We start from the raw sequence: 23,013 nt of genomic DNA on the forward strand, positions 1-23,013 counted from the left end.
ACGAACCAGGGCGCCTCGGTCGAGTTCCGCGACGCCTCGAGCGCGGGCAATGCCGTGATCGAGAACCGTGGCGGCTCGACCACGCTGTGGTTCAACGCGAATGGCGGCAAGGCGCAGATCACGAACTTCGCCGGCGGGCTGGTCAACCTGCTCGACGACGCGAGCGCGGGGCAGGCGCGCCTGGTCAATGGGAACGGCGGGGTGATCGACATCGCCGACCGTGCGAGCGCGGACCAGGCCACGGTGGTGAACGACGCGGGGGCGCTGCTACGCATCAGCAAGCTCACTACGGCGGGTGTGAGCATCGGCTCGCTCGAGGGCGCGGGCGACGTGCAGCTGGGGGCCAAGGTGTTGACCACCGGCGGGTTGAACACGAGCACCACGCTGTCGGGCACGATCAGCGGCAACGGCGGGTCGGTCGTGAAGGTCGGCAGCGGCACGCTCGGCTTGAACGGTGCCAATACCTACACCGGTGGTACGACGGTGGCGGGCGGCACGTTGGCCGTGAACAACACGAGCGGCAGCGCGACGGGGACGGGTGCCGTGCAAGTGCAGGGCGGCGCAGCGCTCGCAGGCAATGGCAGCGTGGCGGGTGCGGTGAGCATCGCCAAGGGTGGTGTGCTGTCGGCCGGCAATGCAGGCGTCGGCACGCTGACGCTCGGTAGCCTCAGCCTCGCCGATGGTGCAGTGCTCAACTACGACCTCGGCCAGGCCAACACGGTCGGTGGCGCGCTCAACGACCGCGTGCAGGTCAACGGCAACCTGCAACTCGACGGCACGCTCAACGTGGCGCAATCGAAGGGCGGCGTGTTCGGCGCGGGCATCTACCGCCTGATCGACTACACCGGCAGCCTGACCGACAACGGCCTGGACATCGGCAGCGCGCCGATCGCGGCCAAGGACCTGCAGGTGCAGACCTCGCTGGCGCAGCAGGTCAATCTCGTGAATCGCACGGGCCTGTCGCTGAACTTCTGGGATGGCGGCGACAACACGAAGTACAACGACGGCAAGATCGCCGGCGGCTCGGGCACCTGGCGTGTGGGCGTGCCCGGCGACGGCTGGACCGGTGCCGACGGCAAGATCAATGCGGCCTGGGCACAGGACCAGTTCGCGGTCTTCGGCGGCACGGGTGGCACGGTCATGGTCAGCAATGCGGGCGGCACGGTGCGCATCAACGGCGCGCAGTTCGCGGCCGACGGCTATGTGCTGCAGGGCGATGCGATCGAGCTCGGCGCTTCGGGCACGGTGGTGCGCGTGGGCGATGGCTCGGGTACAGACGCCACGCGCAGTGCCGCGGTGAACGTCGCGTTGACTGGCGCAGGTGGCCTGGTCAAGGACGACGTGGGTCGCCTGATCCTCGGTGGCACCAACACCTACACCGGTGGCACCACGGTCAAGGCCGGCGTGCTGCAAGGCAATACGGCGAGCCTGCAAGGTGGCATCGTCAATGATGCCGAGGTCGTCTTCGACCAAGCCAAGATCGGCAGCTACGCGGGCACGATGAGCGGCACGGGCAAGCTGCGCAAGATCGGCGCGGGCACGCTGACGCTGAGCAGCGCCAACAGCTACGCCGGCGGTACCTCCGTCGACGCCGGCACGCTGGCCACCGACGTGACCGGCGCCCTCGGCAGCGGCGCGGCGAGCGTGGCCTCGGGTGGCACGCTGCAACTTGGTGGCAGCTTCGATGCAGGCACCACGGCCATCGGCAACCAGGGCACGGTGCGCTTCCGGGACAAGGCGAGCGCGGGCACGTCGACCATCACCAACGCCGCGGGCGGCGTGCTGGCCTTCGCGGACGACGCGACGGCCGACAAGGCCACGGTGCTCAACCAGGCCGGCGCGCAAGTGCGCATCGACCAGGCGACGACCGGCGTGAGCTTCGGCTCGATCGGCGGTGCCGGCGACCTCGTGCTCGGCGCCAAGGCGCTGACGCTGGGCGCGAGCGGCGACAACACCACGCTGTCGGGCACGATCAGCGGCACGGGTGGTTCGGTGGTCAAGGTGGGCAGTGGCACGCTGACGCTGACGGGCGCGAACACCTACACCGGCGGCACCACCGTGGGCGCGGGCACGTTGAGCGTGAACAACAAGAGCGGCAGTGCCACGGGCACGGGCGCGGTGCAGATCCAGAGCGGCGCGACGCTCGCGGGCAGCGGCAGCATCGCGGGCGCGGTCACCGTCGACAAGGGCGGCGTCCTCGCCGCGGGCAACAGCCCCGGCACGCTGACACTCGGTGCACTGACCCTGGCCGGCGGCTCCACGCTCAACTACGAGCTCGGCCAAGCCGGTGTTCCTGGCGGCGCGCTCAACGACCTGATCAACGTCACGGGCAACCTGAACCTCGACGGCACGCTGAACATCGCGCAGTCCGCCGGCGGCAGCTTCGGACCGGGCCTGTATCGCTTGATGAGCTACGGCGGCAGCTTCACCGACAACGGCCTGGACATCGGCACCGTGCCGGGCTCGGCCAAGACGGCCGACCTGCAGGTGCAGACCTCGGTGGTGAACCAGGTCAACCTGGTGAACCGCGCGGGCCTGTCGCTGAACTTCTGGGATGGCGGCGACAGCACCAAGTACAACGACGGCCAGGTGGCCGGCGGCAGCGGCACCTGGCGCGTGGGCACCCCGCAGCCCTCGATGGACGGCTGGACCGACATGGACGGCAAGCTCAACGCCAACTGGGCGCAGAGCCAGTTCGCGGTGTTCGGTGGTAAGGCCGGCGCCGTGACCGTGGATGCTGTTGGCGGCGCGGTGCGCATTGCCGGTGCGCAGTTCGCCACCGACGGCTATGTGGTGCAAGGCGACGGCATCGTGGTGGACAACGCCAACTCGGTGATCCGCGTGGGCGATGGGACGGCCGCGGGGGCGGCGATGACGGCCACGCTCAATGTCGCGCTGAGCGGTACGGGCGGGATCTCGAAGGAGGACGCGGGCCGGTTGATCCTCGGTGGCACCAACACCTATACCGGCGGCACCACCGTCAAGGGTGGCGTGCTGCAGGGCAGCGCGACGAGCCTGCAGGGCACTATCGTCAACAACGCCGAGGTGGCGTTCGACCAGGGCAAGACGGCGGGCACCTACGCAGGCGCGATGAGCGGCACGGGCAAGCTGCGCAAGATCGGCGCGGGCACGCTGACCTTGAGCAGCGCCAACAGCTACAGCGGTGGCACGCTGGTGGATGCGGGCACGTTGACGACTGACACCACGGGTGCGTTGGGAACTGGTCCTGCCAGCATCGCTTCGGGTGCCACGCTGCAGTTCGGCGGCAAGGCCGATGCGGGCAAGCTCGCGATCGCCAACGCGGGCACCTTGCGTCTGCAGGACACCGCGAGTGCCGCAGGCGCCACGGTGACCAACGCAGCGGGCGGCCAGGTGCGCATCGACCTCACGACCACGGGCACGAGCATCGGCTCGCTCAGTGGCGCGGGCGATGTGGTGCTCGGCGCGAAGACGCTGACCACGGGCGCCATCGGCGGCGACAACACGATCTCGGGTGCCATCACCGGCACCACAGGTTCACTCGTCAAGGTCGGCGCAGGCACGCTCACGCTGGCAGGCACTGCAACGTACGCAGGCGAGACCCGCGTGACCGGCGGCACCCTGAAGGCTGGCGCCACCAACGCCTTCAGTGCAGCATCGAGCGCTGTGGTCGCCAGCGGCGCCACGCTCGACCTCGGCGGCTTCAGCCAGAAGATGGCCGGCCTCACCAACGCCGGCACCGTCTCCCTGCTGGGCACGGTCCCCGGCACCACGCTCACCTTGACCGGCCCCTACGTCGGCAACAACGGCGTGCTGCGCCTCGGTGCGAAGCTCGATAACCCCGGCATCGCCGACCGCCTCGTGCTCGACGGTGCATCGGCCAGCGCGAGCGGCAAGACCACAGTGCAGGTCACCAACCTCGGCGGCCTGGGCGCACGCACCAGCGGCGCGGGCATCGAGCTGATCAGTGCCAAGAACGGCGCGACCACCACCGCGCAGAGCAGCAAGGATGCCTTCGTGCTCTCGGGCGGCCGTGTAGACGCCGGTGCCTACGAGTACCGCCTGTACGCGGGCGATGCGGGTGGCGAGGGCGAGAACTGGTACCTGCGCACCGAGGCCGAACCGGGCGCCTCGCTGCCGACCTACCGCGCCGAAGCCTCCCTCTTTGCTGCCCTGCCGAACCAGCTGCGCCAGAGCAACCTGGGCATGCTCGCGAGCCTGAGCCAGCGCATCGGCGACGACGACGTGCGCGGCAGCGGCGGTACGAGCTCGAGCATCGACGGTGGTAACCGCCGTGCCTGGGGCCGTCTGATCTCCACCGACATGGACATCCGCCAGGGCGGCACCGTCTCGCCGCATGCCGAAGGCCGCGTGAGCGGGTTGCAGGCCGGCACCGACCTGTGGGCCAACCCGAACTGGCGCGCGGGCATCTACGTGGGCCAGCTCGAAGGCGACACGCGTGTCAGCGGCTTCAGCAGTGGACTCCTGAACGGCGCCGCGGGCCGCAACGACCTGCGCAGCCAGTACCTGGGCCTCTACGGCACCTTCACGAGCGACGACGGTTTCTATGCCGACGCGGTGCTGCAGGCCGGCCGCCATCGCTACACGGTGCAGCCGCAATTGAGCGCGGGCGTCACGGGCAAGGGCAACAGCTTCCTGGCCTCGATCGAGGTCGGCAAGGCCTTCGCGCTCGGCTCGGGCGGCTGGTCGGTGGAGCCGCAACTGCAGCTGATCCATCAGCGCCTGCGGCTGGACGACGTGGCGATCCCGGGTGCGCTGGTGCAGCAGGATGCCGACAGCAGCTGGACCGCGCGCGCGGGCGTGCGCATCAAGGGCAGCTTCGCAACGGGGGCCGGCACGCTGCAGCCCTATGCGCGCCTGAACGTCTACCGCAGCTCGAAGGGCAACGACATCGCCCGCTTCGTGAATCCGGCGGCGATCACGCCGGTGGGCGCACCGATCGGCGGCACCAGTACCGAGCTGGCAGCAGGATTCACGCTGGCGCTGAGCCAGCGCACGAGCCTGTATGGCGAACTGGGCAAGCAGTGGGCCTCGGGCGGCGTCGCTCGCGTGGGCAGCTCGGTCAATGCGGGGCTGGGCGTGCGCGTGAAGTGGTGAAGCCCAGGGCTGGCGGCTCGAAGTCGCGCATGACGCGGCTCGCCGAATGGCTCGCGGCCATTCGCGAGTTCGCCGGGCTCGCCATGCTCCTGCTGGCGTGCCTGGCGTTGCCGAGCCAAGCGGGGGTGGAGCCGCTGAGGCTCGATACGGCATCGAGCATGCTCGAGCGCAACTTCATCGGGCACTTGCAGGCCTACCACGACAAGACCGGCCTGCTGACGCGCGAACAGGTGGCGTCACCTCCCCATCAGCAGCAATTCGAGACGCTGCAGGGCACCTTCAATGGTGGCTATGCCAAGGGCGCCTGGTGGGTGCGCTTTCGGATCGAGGCGTCGCCCGAGCAGGTCGCGCGCCCGCTCGAGGGCGGCTGGTGGCTGCGGCTGAATGCGCCGTACGTCGATTACATCGACGTGTGGTGGGCCGATGCCGATGCGAGCGGCGGCTTCACGCATCGCGCGCTCGGCGGAATGCGCTCGGGGTCGAAGCGCGAGCTGCCCTGGTCGATCCCGGCGACGCGCCTGCCCGAGCTGCGTGATACCGAACCGCGCTGGGTCTGGGTGCGGCTGGCGGGTGACCGTTCGCTGAGCCTCGCCGGTGGGGTATCGCCGCTGCGCGAGCAGGCCGCGGTGCAACAGGAATTCAACTTCGCCGACGCGGCCATCGTCGGCATGGCCCTGCTGATGGCGGTGCTCAGCCTGACGATGGGCATCGCGCTGCCCGATCGCCGCTTCATGGCCTACGCGGGCTACTTGCTCACGCTCGGATTGCTGTTCGCGAGCTCGGAGGGCATGCCTGCGACGCTGTGGCTGCAGGACCACCCCTTGGCCGCCGTCCGCCTGCACAACTTCTCGGTCTGCCTGCATACGGCTGCCGCCTTCGGATTCGCGCGGGCGCTGCTGGACATGGCGCGGCAGTTTCCGCGCATGAACCGCGTGTTCCAGCTGATGACGCTGCTGTGCCTGGCGGGCTGCGCGATCGCCATCGCCGGTGGGTACGGGTACATCGCGCGGCCGCTGAACCTGCTGTGGGTGGTCTTCGCGGCCTGCATCGTGCCGATGTGCGCCGTCGTGCTGCGCCGGAACGTCCAGGCCTGGCCCGGCCTGGTCGGGTACGCGGTCTATTTCATGATGGGCGCGGTGCACTTCGCGAAGAACCTGCAGTGGCTGCCCTACAACCGCGCCACCCAGTACAGCTACGCGATCGCCAGCGTGCTGCACATCATGGCCTTCTTCTTCGCGCTGGGCTGGCGCGTGCGCCAGCGCGAGCGGCGCGCGCTCTCGTTGTCCGCGCGGCATCGCGCGCGGCTGGCGCAGCGCGTGAACGAGCGCACGCGCGACCTGCGCCAGGAGATCGCGCAGCATCAACGCACGCACGACCAGCTGGCGCTGGCGCTGCGCGAGCAGCGTGGCCTGCTGGCCATGGTGTCGCACGAGTTCCGTACCCCGCTCGGCACGATCGGCGGCGCATCGCAGATCCTCTCGGACGACCGGCTCACCCTGGCGCGCGAGGAGGTCAAGAAGGAAGCCGAGAAGATCAGCCGCACGGTCTATCGCATGCGCGACCTGGTCGACACCCTGCTGGCCGACGAATGGCTCGATGCCTCGAGCAACAACCTGAGCCTGGCGCCGATCGAGCTCGCGGTCTTCCTGCGCGAGAAGATCGAGGAGCATAACGAGGGCGTCGCCGGCGGGCGCATCTCGCTGCAGCTCGACGCGCGCGAGCTGCCGGTGCTGGCGGACGAGACGCTGATGCACATCGCGATGGACAACCTGTTGACCAACGCCATCAAGTACGCGCCGGCCCATTCGCCAGTGCACGTGCGGGCCGGCATCCGGCGCTGCCGCTCCGATGATTTTCCGGAAGGCGACGCGATACCGGGCGTCTGCATCCAGGTGTGCGACGAGGGCCCGGGCTTCATGCCGCAGGACCTCACGCATGTGTTCGAGCGCTTCTACCGCGCCGCCGGCGTGCGGCGCATCCCGGGCATCGGGCTGGGCCTGCACATGGTGCATCGCATCGCCACGGTCCATGGCGGCAGCGTGGTCGCCTCGAACGGCGCCCGCGAGGGCGCGGTGCTGACCCTCACCCTGCCGCTGCTCGGCAGCGCCGAGCCGGCGGAAGGCCGAGGCGGAAGGCGCATGGCAACACCAGCCCCGGAGGGCTGTGGATGAGCGTCGCAACGCGGGTGCTGGTGATCGAGGACGACGACGATCTGCGCGACACGGTGCTGCGCTACCTGCGCGGCGTCGGCATGCTCGCGCACGGACTCGAGAGCGCCGAGATGCTCCATGCGGAACTCGAGCGGCAGGACTTCGATGCCGTGGTGTGCGACGTCAACCTGCCGGGCGAGGATGGCTTCAGCGTGCTGGCGCGCCTGCGCTCGCGCAGCGCCATGCGCATCGTGATGCTGACCGCGCGCGGCATGCTCGACGATCGCCTGCACGGACTCGGGCTTGGCGCCGATTACTACCTGGTCAAGCCGGTGAACCTGCGCGAGCTCGAGATGGTGCTCAACAACCTGCTGCAGCGCAGCCAGGAAGCACAGGGGCAGGACACGCGCGAACCCGGTCCCGATACAGTGCCTGAAAGCGCCGTACTCGCGCCTTGGCGCTATCACGCCACCACCTGGCTGCTGCTGTCGCCGGCCGGCGCCCGCGTGCAGTTGTCGAGCGCGGAAGCGCGGCTGCTGCTGTGCCTGCTCGAACTGCCGCGCGAAGTGGTGGGCCGCGCCGCGCTGCTCGCGGCGATGGGCCGCCCCGGGCTCGAAGCCTACGAGCGCAACCTCGATGTCACGGTCTCGCGGCTGCGCCGCAAGGCCGAGCAGGCCTGCGGCGAGAAGCTGCCGATCGTCGCAGTGCGCGGCGAGGGCTACAGCTTCCAGGCCGACGCGCGCATCGAGCCGTGAGCGCGGCGCGCACGGTCGCGCGATACAAGAACCAATGCATTCCTTTGCCGTCGAAGCCACGGTTTGCCGTGAGCGTTGCATCGTCATTGCAAGAAAAAGTAAGGTGCAAATCGGGTAGCGCCCTTTGAGAATTTCCTCCCAAGCGGCAGCGCAGTGATGCCGCATGCGCCATCGGCCGTTCGCGCCTGCATGGCAGGAGGAGACCCCATGAAGACAAGCACGCCAGCCATCGACCTGCGGTCGTCGGCTGCATTGGCTGTGCCCGGCTTCTTCATCCATTCCCGGCCCGGCAGATCCCTTGCCGGCGCTCTCGATCTGATTTCTTGTCGCGGCGCCTTGCGCGCACGGCCCACGGAGAACCGTTGATGAATGTCGTCTACAAAACCATCTGGAACGCAGCACTCGGAGCCTGGGTGGCGGTTTGCGAAACGGCACGCGCACGCGGCAAGCGCGGCAGCGGCCGGCGCGCGCTGACAGGCGCGAGCCTGGTGGCGCCACTGCTGGGCGTGCCGCTCTTCCTGCTGAGCGGGACGGCCTCGGCGGTGTGCACGCTGGCGGGCAGCACGCTCGACTGCACGGGCACCACGCCCGGCTGGGTCGGCGTGGCGGACGGCGGCACGATCAACAACAGCGGCACCATCGCCAAGCTCGGCGACGGCACCTGGGGCATCTACACGGGCGCCAACATCACGGTCAACAACACCGGCACCATCACCGGCACGTCCGGCGTGGTGATCGGCGGCAACGCGGTGATCAACAACAACGGCGGCGTCATCCGCGGCACCGACCGCGCGATCCAGGTGACCGGCGGGCCGGTCACGCTGACCAATTCGAACGGCGGTGTCATCGAGGGCCTCGCGGGCGCACTGATCTACGGCGGCGGCACGATCGTCAACACCGGCAACAGCCGCATCAGCAGCACGGGCGGCTACCTCGGCCTGGGCTTCGGCGGCGGCAGCGCCAGCATCACCAACACGCTCGGCTCCACCATCTCGGGCAGTGTCAGCATCTACGGACAAGCGACCTCGATCACCCTCGACAACGGTGGCCTGCTGCAAGGCAGCGCCATCCTCGAAAACGGCCTGGTGCAACGGGTCACCTTGCGCGTGGGCAGCCAGATCGCCGGCGACCTCAGCATCGGCGCCCAGACCGGGTCGACGCTGACGCTGTTGGGCGCGGGCACGCAGCTCTATTCGCAGGCGGCCACGGGCACCACCACCTTCGGCGGCGACCTGATCAAGAACGACAGCGGCGACTGGGTGATCGATCGTTCGATGGCACCGCGCACCGCGACCGTCAATGCGGGCGCGCTGGGTTTCGCGGCCGGCGGCAGCTTCGGTGGCAACACCGCACTGAGCCTGGCCGCGGCGGGCACCACGCTGCATACCGATTCGGGCAACGCCGTCGTGGGCAATCTCACGGGCGTGGCGGGCAGCAAGGTCGCGCTGGCGGCCGGCTCCTCGCTGCGCATGGCCGACAACAGCAGCACCACGATTGCCAGCGACTTCAGCGGCGGCGGCACGCTGATCAAGAGCGGCACCGGCACGCTCACGCTGAGCGGCGACAACAGCGGCTTCAGCGGCAGCTTCACGGCCAACGCCGGCACGCTGCAGGCCGCGAGCGCGAATGCGATCGGTGGCGCCGCGCTCGGCATCGGCGGCGCGGTGACGCTCACGAGCCCTGGCGCGCTCGCGCTCAATGCGGTCGGCCTGAACACCAGCGCCGGCACCGGCGTGCTCAGCGTGCAGACGCCGGGCGCGGTGAGCTTCAACGGCGCCGTGTCGGGCGCGGGCTCGCTCGACCTGCGCGGCGTCGGCGGCAAGGTCTCGCTGCTCGGCAACAACAGCTACGCGGGCGGCACGCGCTTCGCGGACAACACGGTCGTGCTGGGCAGCAACACCGCGCTGGGCACGGGCGTGGCGACGATCGAGGGCAACACGGCGCTGTCGGGCAACGCGGCATTGACGCTGGGCAATGCCTTCGTCATCGGCAAGGCAAACCTGCTGGCCATTTCCGGGCCGGCCTTGACGCTCAACGGCCCGGTCTCGGGCGCCGGCGGCATCGTGAAGCAGGGCACCGACACGCTCACGCTGGGCGGCGCAAACACCTATGCCGGCGGCACCACGGTGACAGCCGGCACGCTGAGCATCAACAACGCGAGCGGCAGCGCCACGGGCACGGGCGCGGTGCAGGTGCAGTCGGGCGCGACGCTCATGGGCAGCGGCGCGATCGCGGGCCCGGTGGACGTGGCGGCGGGCGCGCGGCTGTCGATCGGCAATGGCGGCGTGGGCACGCTGACCACCGGCTCGCTCACGCTGGCCGCGGGTTCGGCGCTCGACATGGAACTGGGCCAGGCCGGCGTCGTCGGCGGCGCGCTCAACGACCTGCTCAACGTCAACGGCGACCTCTCGCTGCGCGGCACGCTCAATGTCGGCCAGTCGGCCGGCGGCAATTTCGGCGCGGGCATCTACCGGCTCATCAACTACACAGGCACGCTCACCGCCAACGCGATGACCATCGGCAGCGCGCCGACGCCGCCGGGCTATCTCGCGCTGCAGACCGGCCTGGCCAACCAGATCAACCTGGTCAACACCGGCGGCCTCGCGCTCAACATGTGGGACGGCGGCAATCCCGCGAACTTCAACGACGGCAAGATCGCGGGCGGTGCGGGCAGCTGGCGCGCGGGCAGCCCGAGCGACAACTGGACCGACGTCAATGGCGTGGCGAACGCTGGCTGGATCCAGGACGGCTTCGCGGTCTTCGCGGGCACGGCCGGCGCCGTCACCGTCGACAACACCGGCACCGACGGCGCGGTGCGCATCGGGGGTGCGCAGTTCGCGGTCGACGGCTACGCGATCAATGGCGACGCCTTGACGATCAATGCGCCGGCCACGGTGGTGCGCGTGGGCGACGGCACGAACGCGGGCGCGGGCATGACCGCGACCATCGCGTCCGCGCTGATCGGCACCGGCGGTCTCGTCAAGGACGACCTCGGCACGCTGGTGCTCGACGGCCTCAACAGCTACGGCGGCGGCACCACCATCAAGGGCGGCGTGCTGCAGATCGCTTCCGACGGCAACCTCGGCGCGGCGACGGGCGGCCTGGCGCTCGAGGATGGCGCCACGCTGCGCGTGACCGCCGACGTTTCCAGCACCCGTGCCGTGAGCCTGGGCGCGGGTGTGGCCACCTTCGAGGTCGTCCCGGTCGAGACCCTGAGCCTCGGCGGCAAGGTCAGCGGCGCGGGCCGCCTGCGCAAGACCGGCGCGGGGCTGCTGCAGCTCATCGTGGCCAACGACTACACGGGTGGCACCGAGATCGCGCAGGGCAGGATCAATGCGACGGTGACAGACGCGCTCGGCAGCGGGCCGGTGTCGGTGGCGGGCAATGCCACGCTGGTCTTCGCCAACACGGCCGAGGCGGGCAAGCTCGCGATCACCGCGGCCGCGAGTGGCGGCGCGCCGGCCGACAAGGGCGGCTTCGTGCAGTTCGGCAACGGCAGCTCGGCCGGCGAAGCGACCATCACGGCGAACCAGGGCGCCGCGGTCGAATTCCGCGACAGCGCGAGCGCGGGCGAGGCAGTGATCGAGAACCGCGGCGGCCTGAGCACCTTCGGCTTCACCGCCAGCGCGGGCCAGGCGCAGATCACCAACTTCGCGGGCGGTCGCACCGAACTGCGCGGCGATGCGAGCGCGGGCCAGGCGCGGCTGGTCAACGAAAGCGGCGGAACGATCGACTTCCTGGAGCGCGCAAGCGCGGACCAGGCGACGGTGGTGAACAACGCGGGCGGGCAGCTGCGCATCGACGGCCTGGCCAATGCGGGCGTGGGCATCGGCTCGCTCGAAGGCGCGGGCGATGTGCTGTTGGGCGCGAAGGCGCTGACCACGGGCGGGCTGAACGCGAGCACCACCCTGTCGGGCACGATCAGCGGCGCGGATGGATCGGTGGTCAAGGTGGGCAGCGGCACGCTGGCGCTCACCGGCGCCAACACCTACACCGGCGGCACCACGGTGGCGGGCGGCACGCTGGCCGCGAACAACGCGAGCGGCAGCGCGACCGGCACGGGTGCGGTGCAGGTGCAGTCGGGCGCCACGCTCGCGGGCACGGGCAGCATCGCGGGCGCGGTGAACATCGCGAAGGGCGGCGTGCTGTCCGCCGGCAATGGCGGTGCGGGCACGCTCACGCTGGGCGGCCTGAGCCTGGCCGATGGCGCGGTGCTCAACTACGACCTGGGTCAGGCCGGCGTGGCCGGCGGGGCACTCAACGACCTCGTCAACGTCAACGGCAACCTGCAGCTCGACGGCACGCTCAACGTGGCGCAGACAGCCGGCGGCAAGTTCGGCGCGGGCCTCTATCGCCTCATCAACTACACCGGCACGCTGACCGACAACGGCCTGGAGATCGGCACCGCGCCCACCGATGCGAGCAAGCTCGCGGTGCAGACCGCCGTCGCCAACCAGGTCAACCTGGTGAACTTCGACGGCCTGCCGCTCAATGTCTGGGACGGCACCGACAGCGCGAACTTCAACGACGGCAAGATCGCCGGCGGCTCGGGCACCTGGCGCGCGGGCGCGCCCGGCGACAGCTGGGCCGATGCCAACGGCCTCGTGAACGGCACCTGGGCGCAGGACGGCTTCGCGATCTTCACCGGCCAGGCCGGCACCGTCACGGTCGACAACAAGGGCGCGGGCGGCGCGGTGCGCATCGGCGGCGCGCAGTTCGCGGTCGACGGCTACACGATCAATGGCGACGCATTGACGATCAACGCGCCGGCCACGCTGGTGCGCGTGGGCGACGGCACCGCTGCGAGCGCGGGCATGACGGCGACCATCAACGCCGCCATCGGCGGCACGGGCGGCCTGGTCAAGGACGACGGCGGCACGCTGGTGCTCGGCGCCGCGAACTCCTACACCGGGGGCACCACGGTCAAGGGCGGCATCCTGCAGATCTCGAACGACGGCAATCTCGGCGCGGGCGGCACGGGCCTCGCGCTCGATGGCGGTACCTTGCGCATCGCCGCGGGGTCCGCGCCGTTCTCCAGCACGCGCGCGCTCGTGCTGGGCGCGGGCGGCGGTACCGTCGAGCTCGCCAATGCGAGCTGGGGCCTGGGCAGTCCCACCAGCGGCGACGGCGCGTTGACCGTCACCGGCGCGGGCGGCAGCCTGGGCCTGGGGGCGACCGGCAGCTACAAGGGCGGCACCGTGGTGCAGGGCGGCGCGAGCGTGGTCACGAGCGCCAGCGGTGCCTTCGGCAGCGGCGCGGTGCAGCAGCAGGGCAGCGGCACGCGCGTGACCCTGTTCGGCGCCGCCAGTGCCGCGAGCAATGCCTACGTCATCGGTCGCGCGGGCTCGGCCGACAGCGACAACCGGCTGTCTTTGGCGCAGAACGCAACGGGCGGCAACGCGAACATCACGGTCAACGGCACGGGCTGGCAGTCGCCGACGGCGAACGCGGTGCAGTTCGCAGACACGACCAGCGCGGGCACGGCCACCATCGCCAACCAGGGCGGCGCGGTCTACTTCCAGCAAAACGCGAGCGCGGGCGGCGCGACCATCACCAACGGCGCCGACAGCCTCCTGAACTTCCTTGGCGCGGCCACGGCGGGCAGCGCGAAGATCGACAACGCGAAGGGCGGCACGGTCTATTTCGCCGACGACAGCGCGGGCGCCGGCGCGTCGATCGCCAACGCGGCGGGCGGCGTGGTCGATGTCTCGGGTTCGACCTCGAAGACCGGCCTCGAGCTCGGCTCGCTGTCGGGCGCGGGCGGGGTCGTCCTCGGTGCCACGCAGCTCACGCTCGGCGGGCTGAATGCCGGCGACACGATCTCGGGCACCGTCAGCGACACGGGCAGCGTATTCGCGCAGCCCGGCTCGGGCACCGGTGGCTCGATCGTCAAGGTCGGTGCCGGCACGCTCTCGCTGAGTGGCGCCAATACCTACACCGGTGGCACCACGGTGGCGGGCGGCACGCTCGCGGCCAACAACGCGAGCGGCAGCGCGACCGGCACGGGCACGGTGCAGATCCAGGGCGGCGCGACCTTGGCCGGCAATGGCAGCATCGCCGGTGCTGTGAACATCGCCAAGGGCGGTGTGCTGTCGGCGGGCAATGGCGGCGTCGGCACGCTGACGCTCGGCAGCCTGAGCCTGGCCGATGGCGCGGTGCTCAATTTCGACCTGGGCCAGGCCAACGCCGTGGGCGGGCCGCTCAACGACTTGGTCAACGTCAACGGCAACCTGCAGCTCGACGGCACGCTCAACGTGGCGCAGTCCGCGGGCGGCAGCTTCGGCGCGGGCCTGTACCGGCTCATCAGCTACACGGGCAGCCTCACGGACAACGGCCTCGACATCGGCACGGCGCCTGGCGCCAAGGCCGACCTGCAGGTGCAGACCTCGGTGGCGCAACAGGTCAACCTGGTCAACCGCGCGGGCTTGTCTCTGAACTTCTGGGACGGCAGCGACGCGAGCAAGTACAACGACGGCCTGGTGGCCGGCGGCAACGGCACCTGGCGCGTGGGCGTGCCGGGCGATGGCTGGACCGGCGCGGACGGCAAGATCAACGCGGCCTGGGCGCAGGGACAGTTCGCTGTGTTCGGCGGCAGCGCCGGCACCGTGACGGTCAGCAATGCGGGCGGCACGGTGCGCATCAACGGCGCGCAGTTCGCCACCAACGGCTACCGCGTGCAGGGCGACGAGATCGAGCTCGGCGACGCGGCGACCACCGTGCGCGTGGGCGACGGCACCGCGGCCGGCGCGGGCATGACGGCCACGATCGCGTCGGTTCTCGGCGGTGCGGGCGGCCTGGTGAAGGACGACCTGGGCACCTTGGTACTCGAGGGAAGCAACAGCTACAGCGGCGGCACGACCATCAAGGGCGGCATTCTGCAGATCGCGTCGGACGCCAACCTCGGCGCGGCCTCGGGCGGCCTCGCGCTCGAAGGCGCGACGCTGCATCTCACGGGCGACGCCACGAGCCAACGCGCCGTGAGCCTGGGAGCGGGCGCCAGTGCCTTCGACATCGACGCGACCCGCACGCTGGCACTGAACGGCACGGTGAGCGGCGCCGGCGGCTTGCGCAAGGTCGGCGGCGGCACGCTGACCCTGGGCAGCGCCAACAACTACGTGGGTGGCACCTTCGTCGGCGCGGGCACCCTCGCGTCCGACGTCGCGGGCGCGCTCGGCAGCGGCGCGGCGAGCGTGACCGCGGGGGCCACGCTGCAACTGGGTGGCGTCTTCGATGCGGGCGGCATTGCCATCGGCAACCAGGGGGCGGTGCGCTTCCAGGGCAAGGCCAGCGCGGGAACCTCGACGATCACCAACGCCGCGGGCGGCGCGCTGGCCTTCGCGGACGACGCTTCGGCCGGCACGGCCACGGTGCTGAACCAGGCCGGCGCGCAACTGCGCATCGACCAGGCGGCCACGGGCGTGAGCATCGGTGCCCTGGGCGGCGCGGGCGATGTGCTGCTGGGCGCGAAGGTGCTGACCACGGGCGGGTTGAACACCAGCACCGCCGTGTCGGGCACGCTCAGTGGTGCCGGCGGTTCGCTCGTCAAGGTCGGCAGCGGTACGCTCGACCTGAGTGCTGCCAACAGCTATACCGGTGGCACCACCATCGCCGCGGGCACGCTCGCCGTGAACAATGCGAGCGGCAGTGCGACGGGCACCGGTGGCGTGCAAGTCCAGTCCGGCGCGACGCTCGCGGGCAATGGCAGCGTGATCGGTGCGGTCAGCATCGCCAAGGGCGGTGTGCTGTCCGCAGGCAATGCAGGCGTCGGCACGCTGACACTCGGCGGCCTGAACCTCGCCGAAGGCGCGGTGCTCAACTACGACCTGGGCCAGGCTAACACCGTCGGTGGCGCGCTCAACGACCGCGTGCAGGTCAACGGCAACCTGCAGCTCGACGGCACGCTCAACGTGGCGCAATCGAAGGGCGGCGTGTTCGGCGCGGGCATCTATCGCCTGATTGACTACACCGGCAGCCTGACCGACAACGGGCTGGACATCGGCAGCGCGCCGATCGCGGCGAAGGATCTGCAGGTGCAGACCTCGGTGGCGCAGCAGGTCAATCTGGTGAACCGCGCGGGTCTGTCGCTGAACTTCTGGGATGGCGGCGACAACACGAAGTACAACGACGGCAAGGTCGCCGGGGGCAATGGCACCTGGCGTATCGGTGTGCCGGGTGACGGCTGGACCGGTGCGGACGGCAAGATCAATGCGGCCTGGGCGCAGGATCAGTTCGCGGTGTTCAGCGGCACAGGCGGCACGGTCACGGTCACCAACGCGGGCGGCACGGTGCGCATCAACGGCGCGCAGTTCGCGGCCGATGGCTATGTGCTGCAGGGCGATGCGATCGAGCTCGGTGCTTCGGGGTCGGTGGTGCGTGTGGGCGATGGGTCGGGTACCGATGTGACGCGCAGCGCTACGGTGAACGTCGCGCTGACCGGCGCCGGTGGCCTGGTGAAGGACGACGTGGGTCGCCTGATCCTCGGCGGCACCAATACTTACACCGGCGGCACCACGGTCAAGGCCGGCGTTCTGCAAGGCAACACCGTGAGCCTGCAAGGCGGCATCGTCAACGACGCCGAGGTCGTGTTCGACCAGGCCAAGACCGGCAGCTATGCCGGCGCGATGAGCGGCACGGGCAAGCTGCGCAAGATCGGCACGGGCACGCTGACGTTGACCAGCGCGAACAGCTACGCAGGCGGCACCTTCGTCGACGCCGGCACGCTGGCCACCGACGTGACCGGTGCTCTCGGCAGCGGCGCGGCGAGTGTGGCCTCGGGTGCCACACTGCAGTTCGGCGGAAAGGCCGACCTGGGAAGCCTGTCGGTCGCCAACAGCGGCACGGTCCGCCTGCAAGGCAACGCGAGCGCGGGCAGCGCCAGCCTCGTCAACGCCTCGGGCGCCGTGCTGGCCTTCGCGGACGACACGACGGCCGACAAGGCAACTGTGAGCAACGCGGCTGGCGCGCAGGTGCGCATCGACCAGGCCACGACGGGCGTGAGCATCGGCACCCTCGGTGGTGCGGGCGACATCGCGCTGGGCGCGAAGGCGCTCACGCTCGGCGGATTGAATGCCAACAGCACGCTGTCGGGCACGATCGGCGGCACGGGTGGCTCGCTCGTCAAGGTGGGGACTGGCACGCTGACGCTCACGGGTGCCAACACCTACACCGGCGGCACCACCGTCGGCGCGGGCACGCTGAGCGTGAACAACAAGAGCGGCAGTGCGACGGGTACGGGTGCCGTGCAGGTGCAAGCGGGCGCGACGCTCGCTGGCAGCGGCAGCATCGCGGGCGCGGTCACCATCGACAAGGGCGGCATCCTTGCGGCGGGTAACAGCCCCGGCACGTTGACCCTGGGAGCACTGACCCTGGCTGGCGGCTCCACGCTGAACTACGAACTCGGCCAAGCCGGTGTTCCTGGCGGCGCGCTCAACGACCTGATCAACGTGACGGGCAACCTGAACCTCGACGGCACGCTGAACATCGCGCAATCCGCGGGCGGCAGCTTCGGCCCGGGCCTGTATCGCTTGATGAGCTACGGCGGCAGCTTCACCGACAACGGCCTGGACATCGGCACCGTGCCGGGCTCGGCCAAGACGGCCGACCTGCAGGTGCAGACCTCGGTGGCGAACCAGGTCAACCTGGTGAACCGCGCCGGCCTGTCGCTGAACTTCTGGGATGGCGGCGACAGCACGAAGTACAACGACGGCCAGGTGGCCGGCGGCAGCGGCACCTGGCGCGTGGGCAACCCGCAGCCCTCGATGGACGGCTGGACCGACATGGACGGCAAGCTCAACGCCAACTGGGCGCAGAGCCAGTTCGCGGTGTTCGGCGGCAAGGCTGGCACCGTGACGGTCGATGCGGCCGGCGGCGCAGTGCGCATCGCGGGTGCGCAGTTCGCCACCGATGGCTATGTGGTGCAGGGCGATGGCATCGTGGTGGACAACGCCAACTCGGTGATCCGCGTGGGTGATGGCACCGCTGCCGGTGCGACCATGACCGCGACCCTCAATGTGGCGCTCTCGGGCGCGGGCGGTATCTCGAAGGAGGATGCGGGCCGGTTGATCCTCGGTGGCACGAACACCTACACGGGCGGCACGACGGTGAAGGGCGGCGTGTTGCAGGGCAGTGCAACGAGCCTGCAAGGCAATATCGTCAACAACGCCGAAGTCGCCTTCGACCAGGGCAAGACGGCGGGGACCTATGCGGGCACGATGAGCGGCACGGGCAAGCTGCGCAAGATCGGCACGGGCACGCTGACGCTGGCCAGTGCCAATAGCTACAGCGGCGGCACGCTGGTCGATGCGGGCACGCTGACGACCGACACCACGGGCGCACTGGGAACAGGCGCGGTCAGCATCGCTTCGGGGGCAGCACTTCAGGTTGGTGGCAAGGCGGATGCGGGCAAGCTCGCCATTGCCAATGCAGGCACCTTGCGGTTGCAAGACACCGCGAGCGCTGCAGGCGCCACGGTGACCAATGCGGCGGGCGCGCAGGTGCGCATCGATCTGACGACCACTGGGACGAGCATTGGCTCGCTTGGCGGCGCAGGCGATGTGGTGCTCGGCACCAAGGCGCTGACCACCGGTGCGCTCGGCACTGACAACACGATCTCGGGCGCCATCACCGGCACCACGGGCTCGCTCGTCAAGGTCGGCGCAGGCACGCTCACGCTCGCAGGCACCGCCAACTACGCAGGCGAGACCCGCGTGACCGGCGGCACCCTGAAGGCCGGCGCCACCAACGCCTTCAGCGCCGCATCGAGCGCTGTCGTCGCCAGCGGCGCCACGCTCGACCTCGGCGGCTTCAGCCAGAAGATGGCCGGCCTCACCAACGCCGGCACCGTCTCCCTGCTGGGCACGGTCCCGGGCACCACCTTGACGCTGACCGGCCCCTACGTCGGCAACAACGGCGTGCTGCGCCTGGGCGCGAAGCTCGACAACCCCGGCATCGCAGACCGCCTAGTACTCGACGGCGCATCGGCCAGCGCCAGCGGCAAGACCACCGTGCAGGTCACCAACCTCGGCGGCCTGGGCGCACGCACCAGCGGCGCGGGCATCGAGCTGATCAGTGCCAAGAACGACGCGACCACCACCGCGCAGAGCAGCAAGGACGCCTTCGTGCTCTCGGGCGGCCGAGTCGACGCCGGTGCCTACGAGTACCGCCTGTACGCAGGCGATGCCGGCGGCGAGGGCGAGAACTGGTACCTGCGCACCGAGGCCGAACCGGGCGCCTCGCTGCCGACCTACCGCGCCGAAGCCTCCCTCTTCGCAGCACTTCCGAACCAGCTGCGCCAGAGCAACCTGGGCATGCTCGCGAGCCTGAGCCAGCGCATCGGCGACGACGACGTGCGCGGCAGCGGCGGTACGAGCTCGAGCATCGACGGTGGTAACCGCCGTGCCTGGGGCCGTCTGATCTCCACCGACATGGACATCCGCCAGGGCGGCACGGTCTCGCCGCATGCCGAGGGCCGCGTGAGCGGGCTGCAGGCCGGCACCGACCTGTGGGCCAACGCGAACTGGCGCGCGGGCATCTACGTGGGCCAGCTCGAAGGCGATACGCGTGTCAGTGGCTTCAGCAGCGGGCTCTTGAACGGTGCTGCAGGCCGCAACGATCTGCGCAGCCAGTACCTGGGCCTGTACGGCACGTTCACGAGCGACGACGGCTTCTATGCCGACACGGTGCTGCAGGCCGGCCGCCATCGCTACACGGTGCAGCCGCAACTGAGCGCTGGTGTCACGGGCAAGGGCAACAGCTTCCTGGCCTCGATCGAGGTCGGCAAGGCCTTTGCGCTCGGCACGGGCGGCTGGTCGGTGGAACCGCAACTGCAGCTGATCCACCAGCGCCTGCGGCTGGACGACGTGGCGATCCCCGGTGCGCTGGTGCAGCAGGACGCCGACAGCAGCTGGACCGCACGCGCGGGCGTGCGCATCAAGGGCAGCTTCGCGACGGGCGCGGGCACGCTGCAGCCGTATGCGCGCCTGAACGTCTACCGCAGCTCGAAGGGCAACGACATCGCGCGCTTCGTGAATCCGGCGGCGATCACGCCGGTGGGTGCGCCGATCGGCGGCACCAGCACCGAGCTGGCAGCAGGATTCACGCTGGCGCTGAGCCAGCGCACGAGCCTGTATGGCGAACTGGGCAAGCAGTGGGCCTCGGGCGGCGTGGCGCGCGTGAGCAGCTCGGTCAATGCGGGGCTGGGCGTTCGCGTGAAGTGGTGAGATTTCATTCCGGAGGCTTCCCGCCCTGGGCCTCGGCCCGCGCGGGAATCGCCTCGGTCCACACCGCGATGTCCTCGGGCGTCATCGTGCTCGCGGGCGTGAGGCGCCCGTCGACATAGCCGAGCCGCTCGATGTCGTGCAGGAACTGCTCGCGCGAGAGCAAGGTGCCGGCGCACACGTTGTCCCCCGGGGCCTCGGTCGTGCGCAACTCGCCGGCGAGGCGGCCCATCAGCATCGTCATGACCCAGCCGGGCACATGGTCGCGCTCGGCGGGATAGATGTAGCCGAACAGCGTCAGGTGCGCGAGCAGCACGCGCCAGTGCGCGCCGAAGCGCTCCAGCAGCCCGGGCCAGTCGAGCCGCTGCGCGTTGACCTGCAGCAGGTGCGCGATATCGCCGCCGTCGTAGCGCTCGCGCTCCATGATGAAGGCCTTCGACACCAGGCAGTCCTCCACGTTGGCGACGCAGACGGAAACGCCGAGCACGTCGGCGCGGCAGTTGCCATGGAACCAGCGCGCGTCCACCGGCATGAGGCCGTTGCCCGAATTGAAGATCAGGTCGATGAATTCCTGGCCGTCGTAGACCTTGCCGAGCCAGTGCGGAAAGGTCATCTCGGTGCGCCAGCCATGCCGAAGCGCAACCTGCGCGATGCGCTCGTAGTCCTCGCGGCGGATGAAGAGGTCGAGGTCCTTGGTCGAGCGGCGGATGCCGGTGTAGCAGGCCTGCGCGAACGCGCCGCCGACGAGGAACGGAATGCCGGCCTCGTCGAGCGCGCGCAGCGCGCGCCGGTAGAAATCGGCCACCCGCGGCTCGACTTCGTCTTCGAGCGAGGGCGCGAGCATGGTGGAGGGCGTCATGCACGCAGTGAATGCTCCCGCGCCGGAGGCAGGGCAGGGGCAAAGGGCCCCATCGAATGTCAGACGGGCGCCTACAAGCGCAGCGGGATGAGGCCGATGACGGCGCGCGGCGGCGGGGTGCACGGTGGGTTGCATGCCTACCCCCAAATCATCCACCCACGTCCGCTTCGCCGCCGTCGGCGACATCCATGTGCAGAAGGACTCCGCGGGTTCGCTGCGCGACTTCTTCGCCCAGGCCGCCGACGAGGCCGACGCGCTGCTGTTGTGCGGCGACCTGACCGACTACGGCACGGCGGAGGAGGCGCGGGTGCTGGCCGAGGAGCTCGGCGGCCTCTCGATTCCCATCGTCGCCGTGCTGGGCAACCACGACTTCGAGTCGGGCACGCCCGAGGTGGTGAACGAGGCGCTGACGCGGATCGGCGTGCGCATGCTCGACGGCTCGGCCTGCGAGATCGAGGGCGTGGGCATCGCGGGCGTCAAGGGCTTCGCGGGCGGTTTCGGCCGCGCCTCGCTCGGCGCGTGGGGCGAGCCCGCGATCAAGATGTTCGTGCAGGAGGCGCTCAACGAGGCGATGAAGCTCGAGTCGGCGCTCGCCAAGCTGCGCACCCGGCGCCGCATCGCGATGCTGCATTACGCGCCGATCGTGGGCACGGTGCAGGGCGAGCCGAGCGAGATCTTCGCCTTCCTCGGCAGCAGCAGGCTCGAGGAGCCGCTGCTGCGCTACCCGATCGATGCCGTGTTCCACGGCCATGCGCACCGCGGCACGCTCGAGGGCCGCACCATCAACGGCACGCCGGTCTACAACGTCGCCATGCCGCTGCTGCAGCGCAGTCGGCCCGACGTGCCGCCGTTCCATCTCTACGAAGTGCCGCGCGAGTCCGCTTCGGAACCCGAGCTGGCCGCGCACTGAGCCGCGGACGGCGGCTGCTCGACCCTTCAGGCGCGTCGTGATGAAGAAGCGCCGGCCCGGGTGCGGGGCGACCGAACGCGCGAGCACCTCGCCCTAGGCATCACGCCGCCTTCGGAATCGTCAGCCCCGCGATCACCGCGGGCCGCGCCACGAAGCGCTCGAGCACGCGCGCCACGTTCGGGAAGCTGTCGAAGCCGACCAGCTCGCGCGCCTCGTAGAAGCCGATCAGGTTGCGGATCCACGGGAAGCTCGCGATGTCGGCGATGCTGTAGTCGTCGCCCATGATCCATTCGCGACCGGCCAGGTGCTTGTCGAGCACGCCGAGCAGGCGCTTCGATTCGGCCACGTAGCGGTCGCGCGGGCGCTTGTCGTCGAACTCCTTGCCGGCGAACTTGTGGAAGAAACCGAGCTGGCCGAACATCGGGCCGATGCCGCCCATCTGGAACATCACCCACTGCAGGGTCTCGTAGCGCTTCGCGGGGTCGGCGCTCAGCAGCTTGCCGGTCTTCTCGGCCAGGTAGAACAGGATCGCGCCCGACTCGAACAGCGGCAGCGGCTTTCCGCCCGGGCCATCGGGATCGATGATCGCGGGGATCTTGTTGTTGGGGTTCAGCGAGAGAAAGGCCTCCGACATCTGGTCGTTGCTGCCGAAGCTCACGAGGTGCGGCTCGTAGGGCAGGCCGATCTCCTCCAGCATGATCGAGACCTTCACGCCGTTGGGCGTGGGCAGCGAGTAGAGCTGCAGCCGCTCGGGGTGTTGGGCGGGCCACTTCTGGGTGATCGGGAAGTCGGCGAGGGAGGTCATGGCGTGAGCCTTTCTTTCTTGGAATGACGGAAGAGGGCGCTTCGGCCCGGCGGCCGGCCCCCCGGGGCGAGCCGGCGATATTGCCCGATCCGCGCATCCGCTGCCGGGCACCAGGAATGCTTTGGTGTAGCACCGACGTCATATTCGGGCGCGAGGATGGCGGGCTTCCAGAATGGCGCACCCACCTTGCCGGCTCGATTCGTCTCCTCGCAGGGTGCGCCC

9 protein-coding genes are annotated in these 23,013 nt (G+C 70.1%); 6 read left to right on the forward strand and 3 right to left on the reverse strand.

The genetic code is table 11. From position 1 onward, the window contains the following. From AC27VN_RS07635 to AC27VN_RS07655, 5 genes are all read left to right on the forward strand, one after another. The coding region (locus AC27VN_RS07635) for an autotransporter outer membrane beta-barrel domain-containing protein (RefSeq protein ID WP_490876138.1) at nt 1–5,097 on the forward strand (5,097 nt) is incomplete at its 5' end. Between the two features lie 29 nt (nt 5,098–5,126). Then, entirely contained in the window at nt 5,127–7,268 is a 2,142-nt protein-coding gene (locus AC27VN_RS07640) for a sensor histidine kinase (protein WP_490876139.1), read from the forward strand. Next, entirely contained in the window at nt 7,265–8,002 is a 738-nt protein-coding gene (locus tag AC27VN_RS07645; RefSeq protein WP_490876140.1) for a response regulator transcription factor, read from the forward strand. Before AC27VN_RS07640 ends, AC27VN_RS07645 begins: the two co-directional genes overlap by 4 nt. A 207-nt stretch (nt 8,003–8,209) precedes the next feature. Next, a complete protein-coding gene (locus AC27VN_RS07650; protein ID WP_490876141.1) occupies nt 8,210–8,368 on the forward strand; it encodes a hypothetical protein in 159 nt (52 codons plus the stop codon). Next, the gene (locus tag AC27VN_RS07655; protein ID WP_490876142.1) at nt 8,368–20,220 is read left to right on the forward strand and encodes an autotransporter-associated beta strand repeat-containing protein; all 11,853 of its coding nucleotides are present in this window, start codon (nt 8,368–8,370) and stop codon (nt 20,218–20,220) included. The genes AC27VN_RS07650 and AC27VN_RS07655 overlap by 1 nt, the downstream gene beginning before the upstream one ends. A 4-nt stretch (nt 20,221–20,224) precedes the next feature. Here the strand turns inward: AC27VN_RS07655 and AC27VN_RS07660 are convergent, their stop codons facing one another. Continuing rightward, nucleotides 20,225–21,076, reverse strand: coding sequence for a nucleotidyltransferase (locus AC27VN_RS07660; protein ID WP_490876143.1), 852 nt, complete (start codon nt 21,074–21,076; stop codon nt 20,225–20,227). A 133-nt stretch (nt 21,077–21,209) separates the two neighbouring features. Between AC27VN_RS07660 and AC27VN_RS07665 the strand changes: the two genes are divergently transcribed. After that, on the forward strand, nt 21,210–21,986 hold the full coding sequence (locus AC27VN_RS07665; protein ID WP_490876144.1) for a metallophosphoesterase family protein: 777 nt from the start codon (nt 21,210–21,212) through the stop codon (nt 21,984–21,986). Nucleotides 21,987–22,086: 100 nt separating this feature from the next. Here the strand turns inward: AC27VN_RS07665 and AC27VN_RS07670 are convergent, their stop codons facing one another. Both AC27VN_RS07670 and AC27VN_RS07675 read right to left on the reverse strand, forming a co-directional pair. Further along, entirely contained in the window at nt 22,087–22,791 is a 705-nt protein-coding gene (locus AC27VN_RS07670; RefSeq protein ID WP_490876145.1) for a glutathione binding-like protein, read from the reverse strand. Then, nucleotides 22,788–23,013: hypothetical protein (locus tag AC27VN_RS07675; protein ID WP_490876146.1), on the reverse strand; the 226-nt coding region annotated here is incomplete at its 5' end. The genes AC27VN_RS07670 and AC27VN_RS07675, both read right to left, overlap by 4 nt.

This window comes from Variovorax sp. 20P10.2.4, from assembly GCF_058244205.1.

Bases quoted from the DNA above. Each gene is read 5' to 3' on its own strand.
- AC27VN_RS07670 (WP_490876145.1), bottom strand. From the start codon at position 22,791: ATGACCTCCCTCGCCGACTTCCCGATCACCCAGAAGTGGCCCGCCCAA.
- AC27VN_RS07645 (WP_490876140.1), top strand. From the start codon at position 7,265: ATGAGCGTCGCAACGCGGGTGCTGGTGATCGAGGACGACGACGATCTG.
- AC27VN_RS07660 (WP_490876143.1), bottom strand. From the start codon at position 21,076: ATGACGCCCTCCACCATGCTCGCGCCCTCGCTCGAAGACGAAGTCGAG.
- AC27VN_RS07650 (WP_490876141.1), top strand. From the start codon at position 8,210: ATGAAGACAAGCACGCCAGCCATCGACCTGCGGTCGTCGGCTGCATTG.
- AC27VN_RS07655 (WP_490876142.1), top strand. From the start codon at position 8,368: ATGAATGTCGTCTACAAAACCATCTGGAACGCAGCACTCGGAGCCTGG.
- AC27VN_RS07665 (WP_490876144.1), top strand. From the start codon at position 21,210: ATGCCTACCCCCAAATCATCCACCCACGTCCGCTTCGCCGCCGTCGGC.
- AC27VN_RS07640 (WP_490876139.1), top strand. From the start codon at position 5,127: ATGACGCGGCTCGCCGAATGGCTCGCGGCCATTCGCGAGTTCGCCGGG.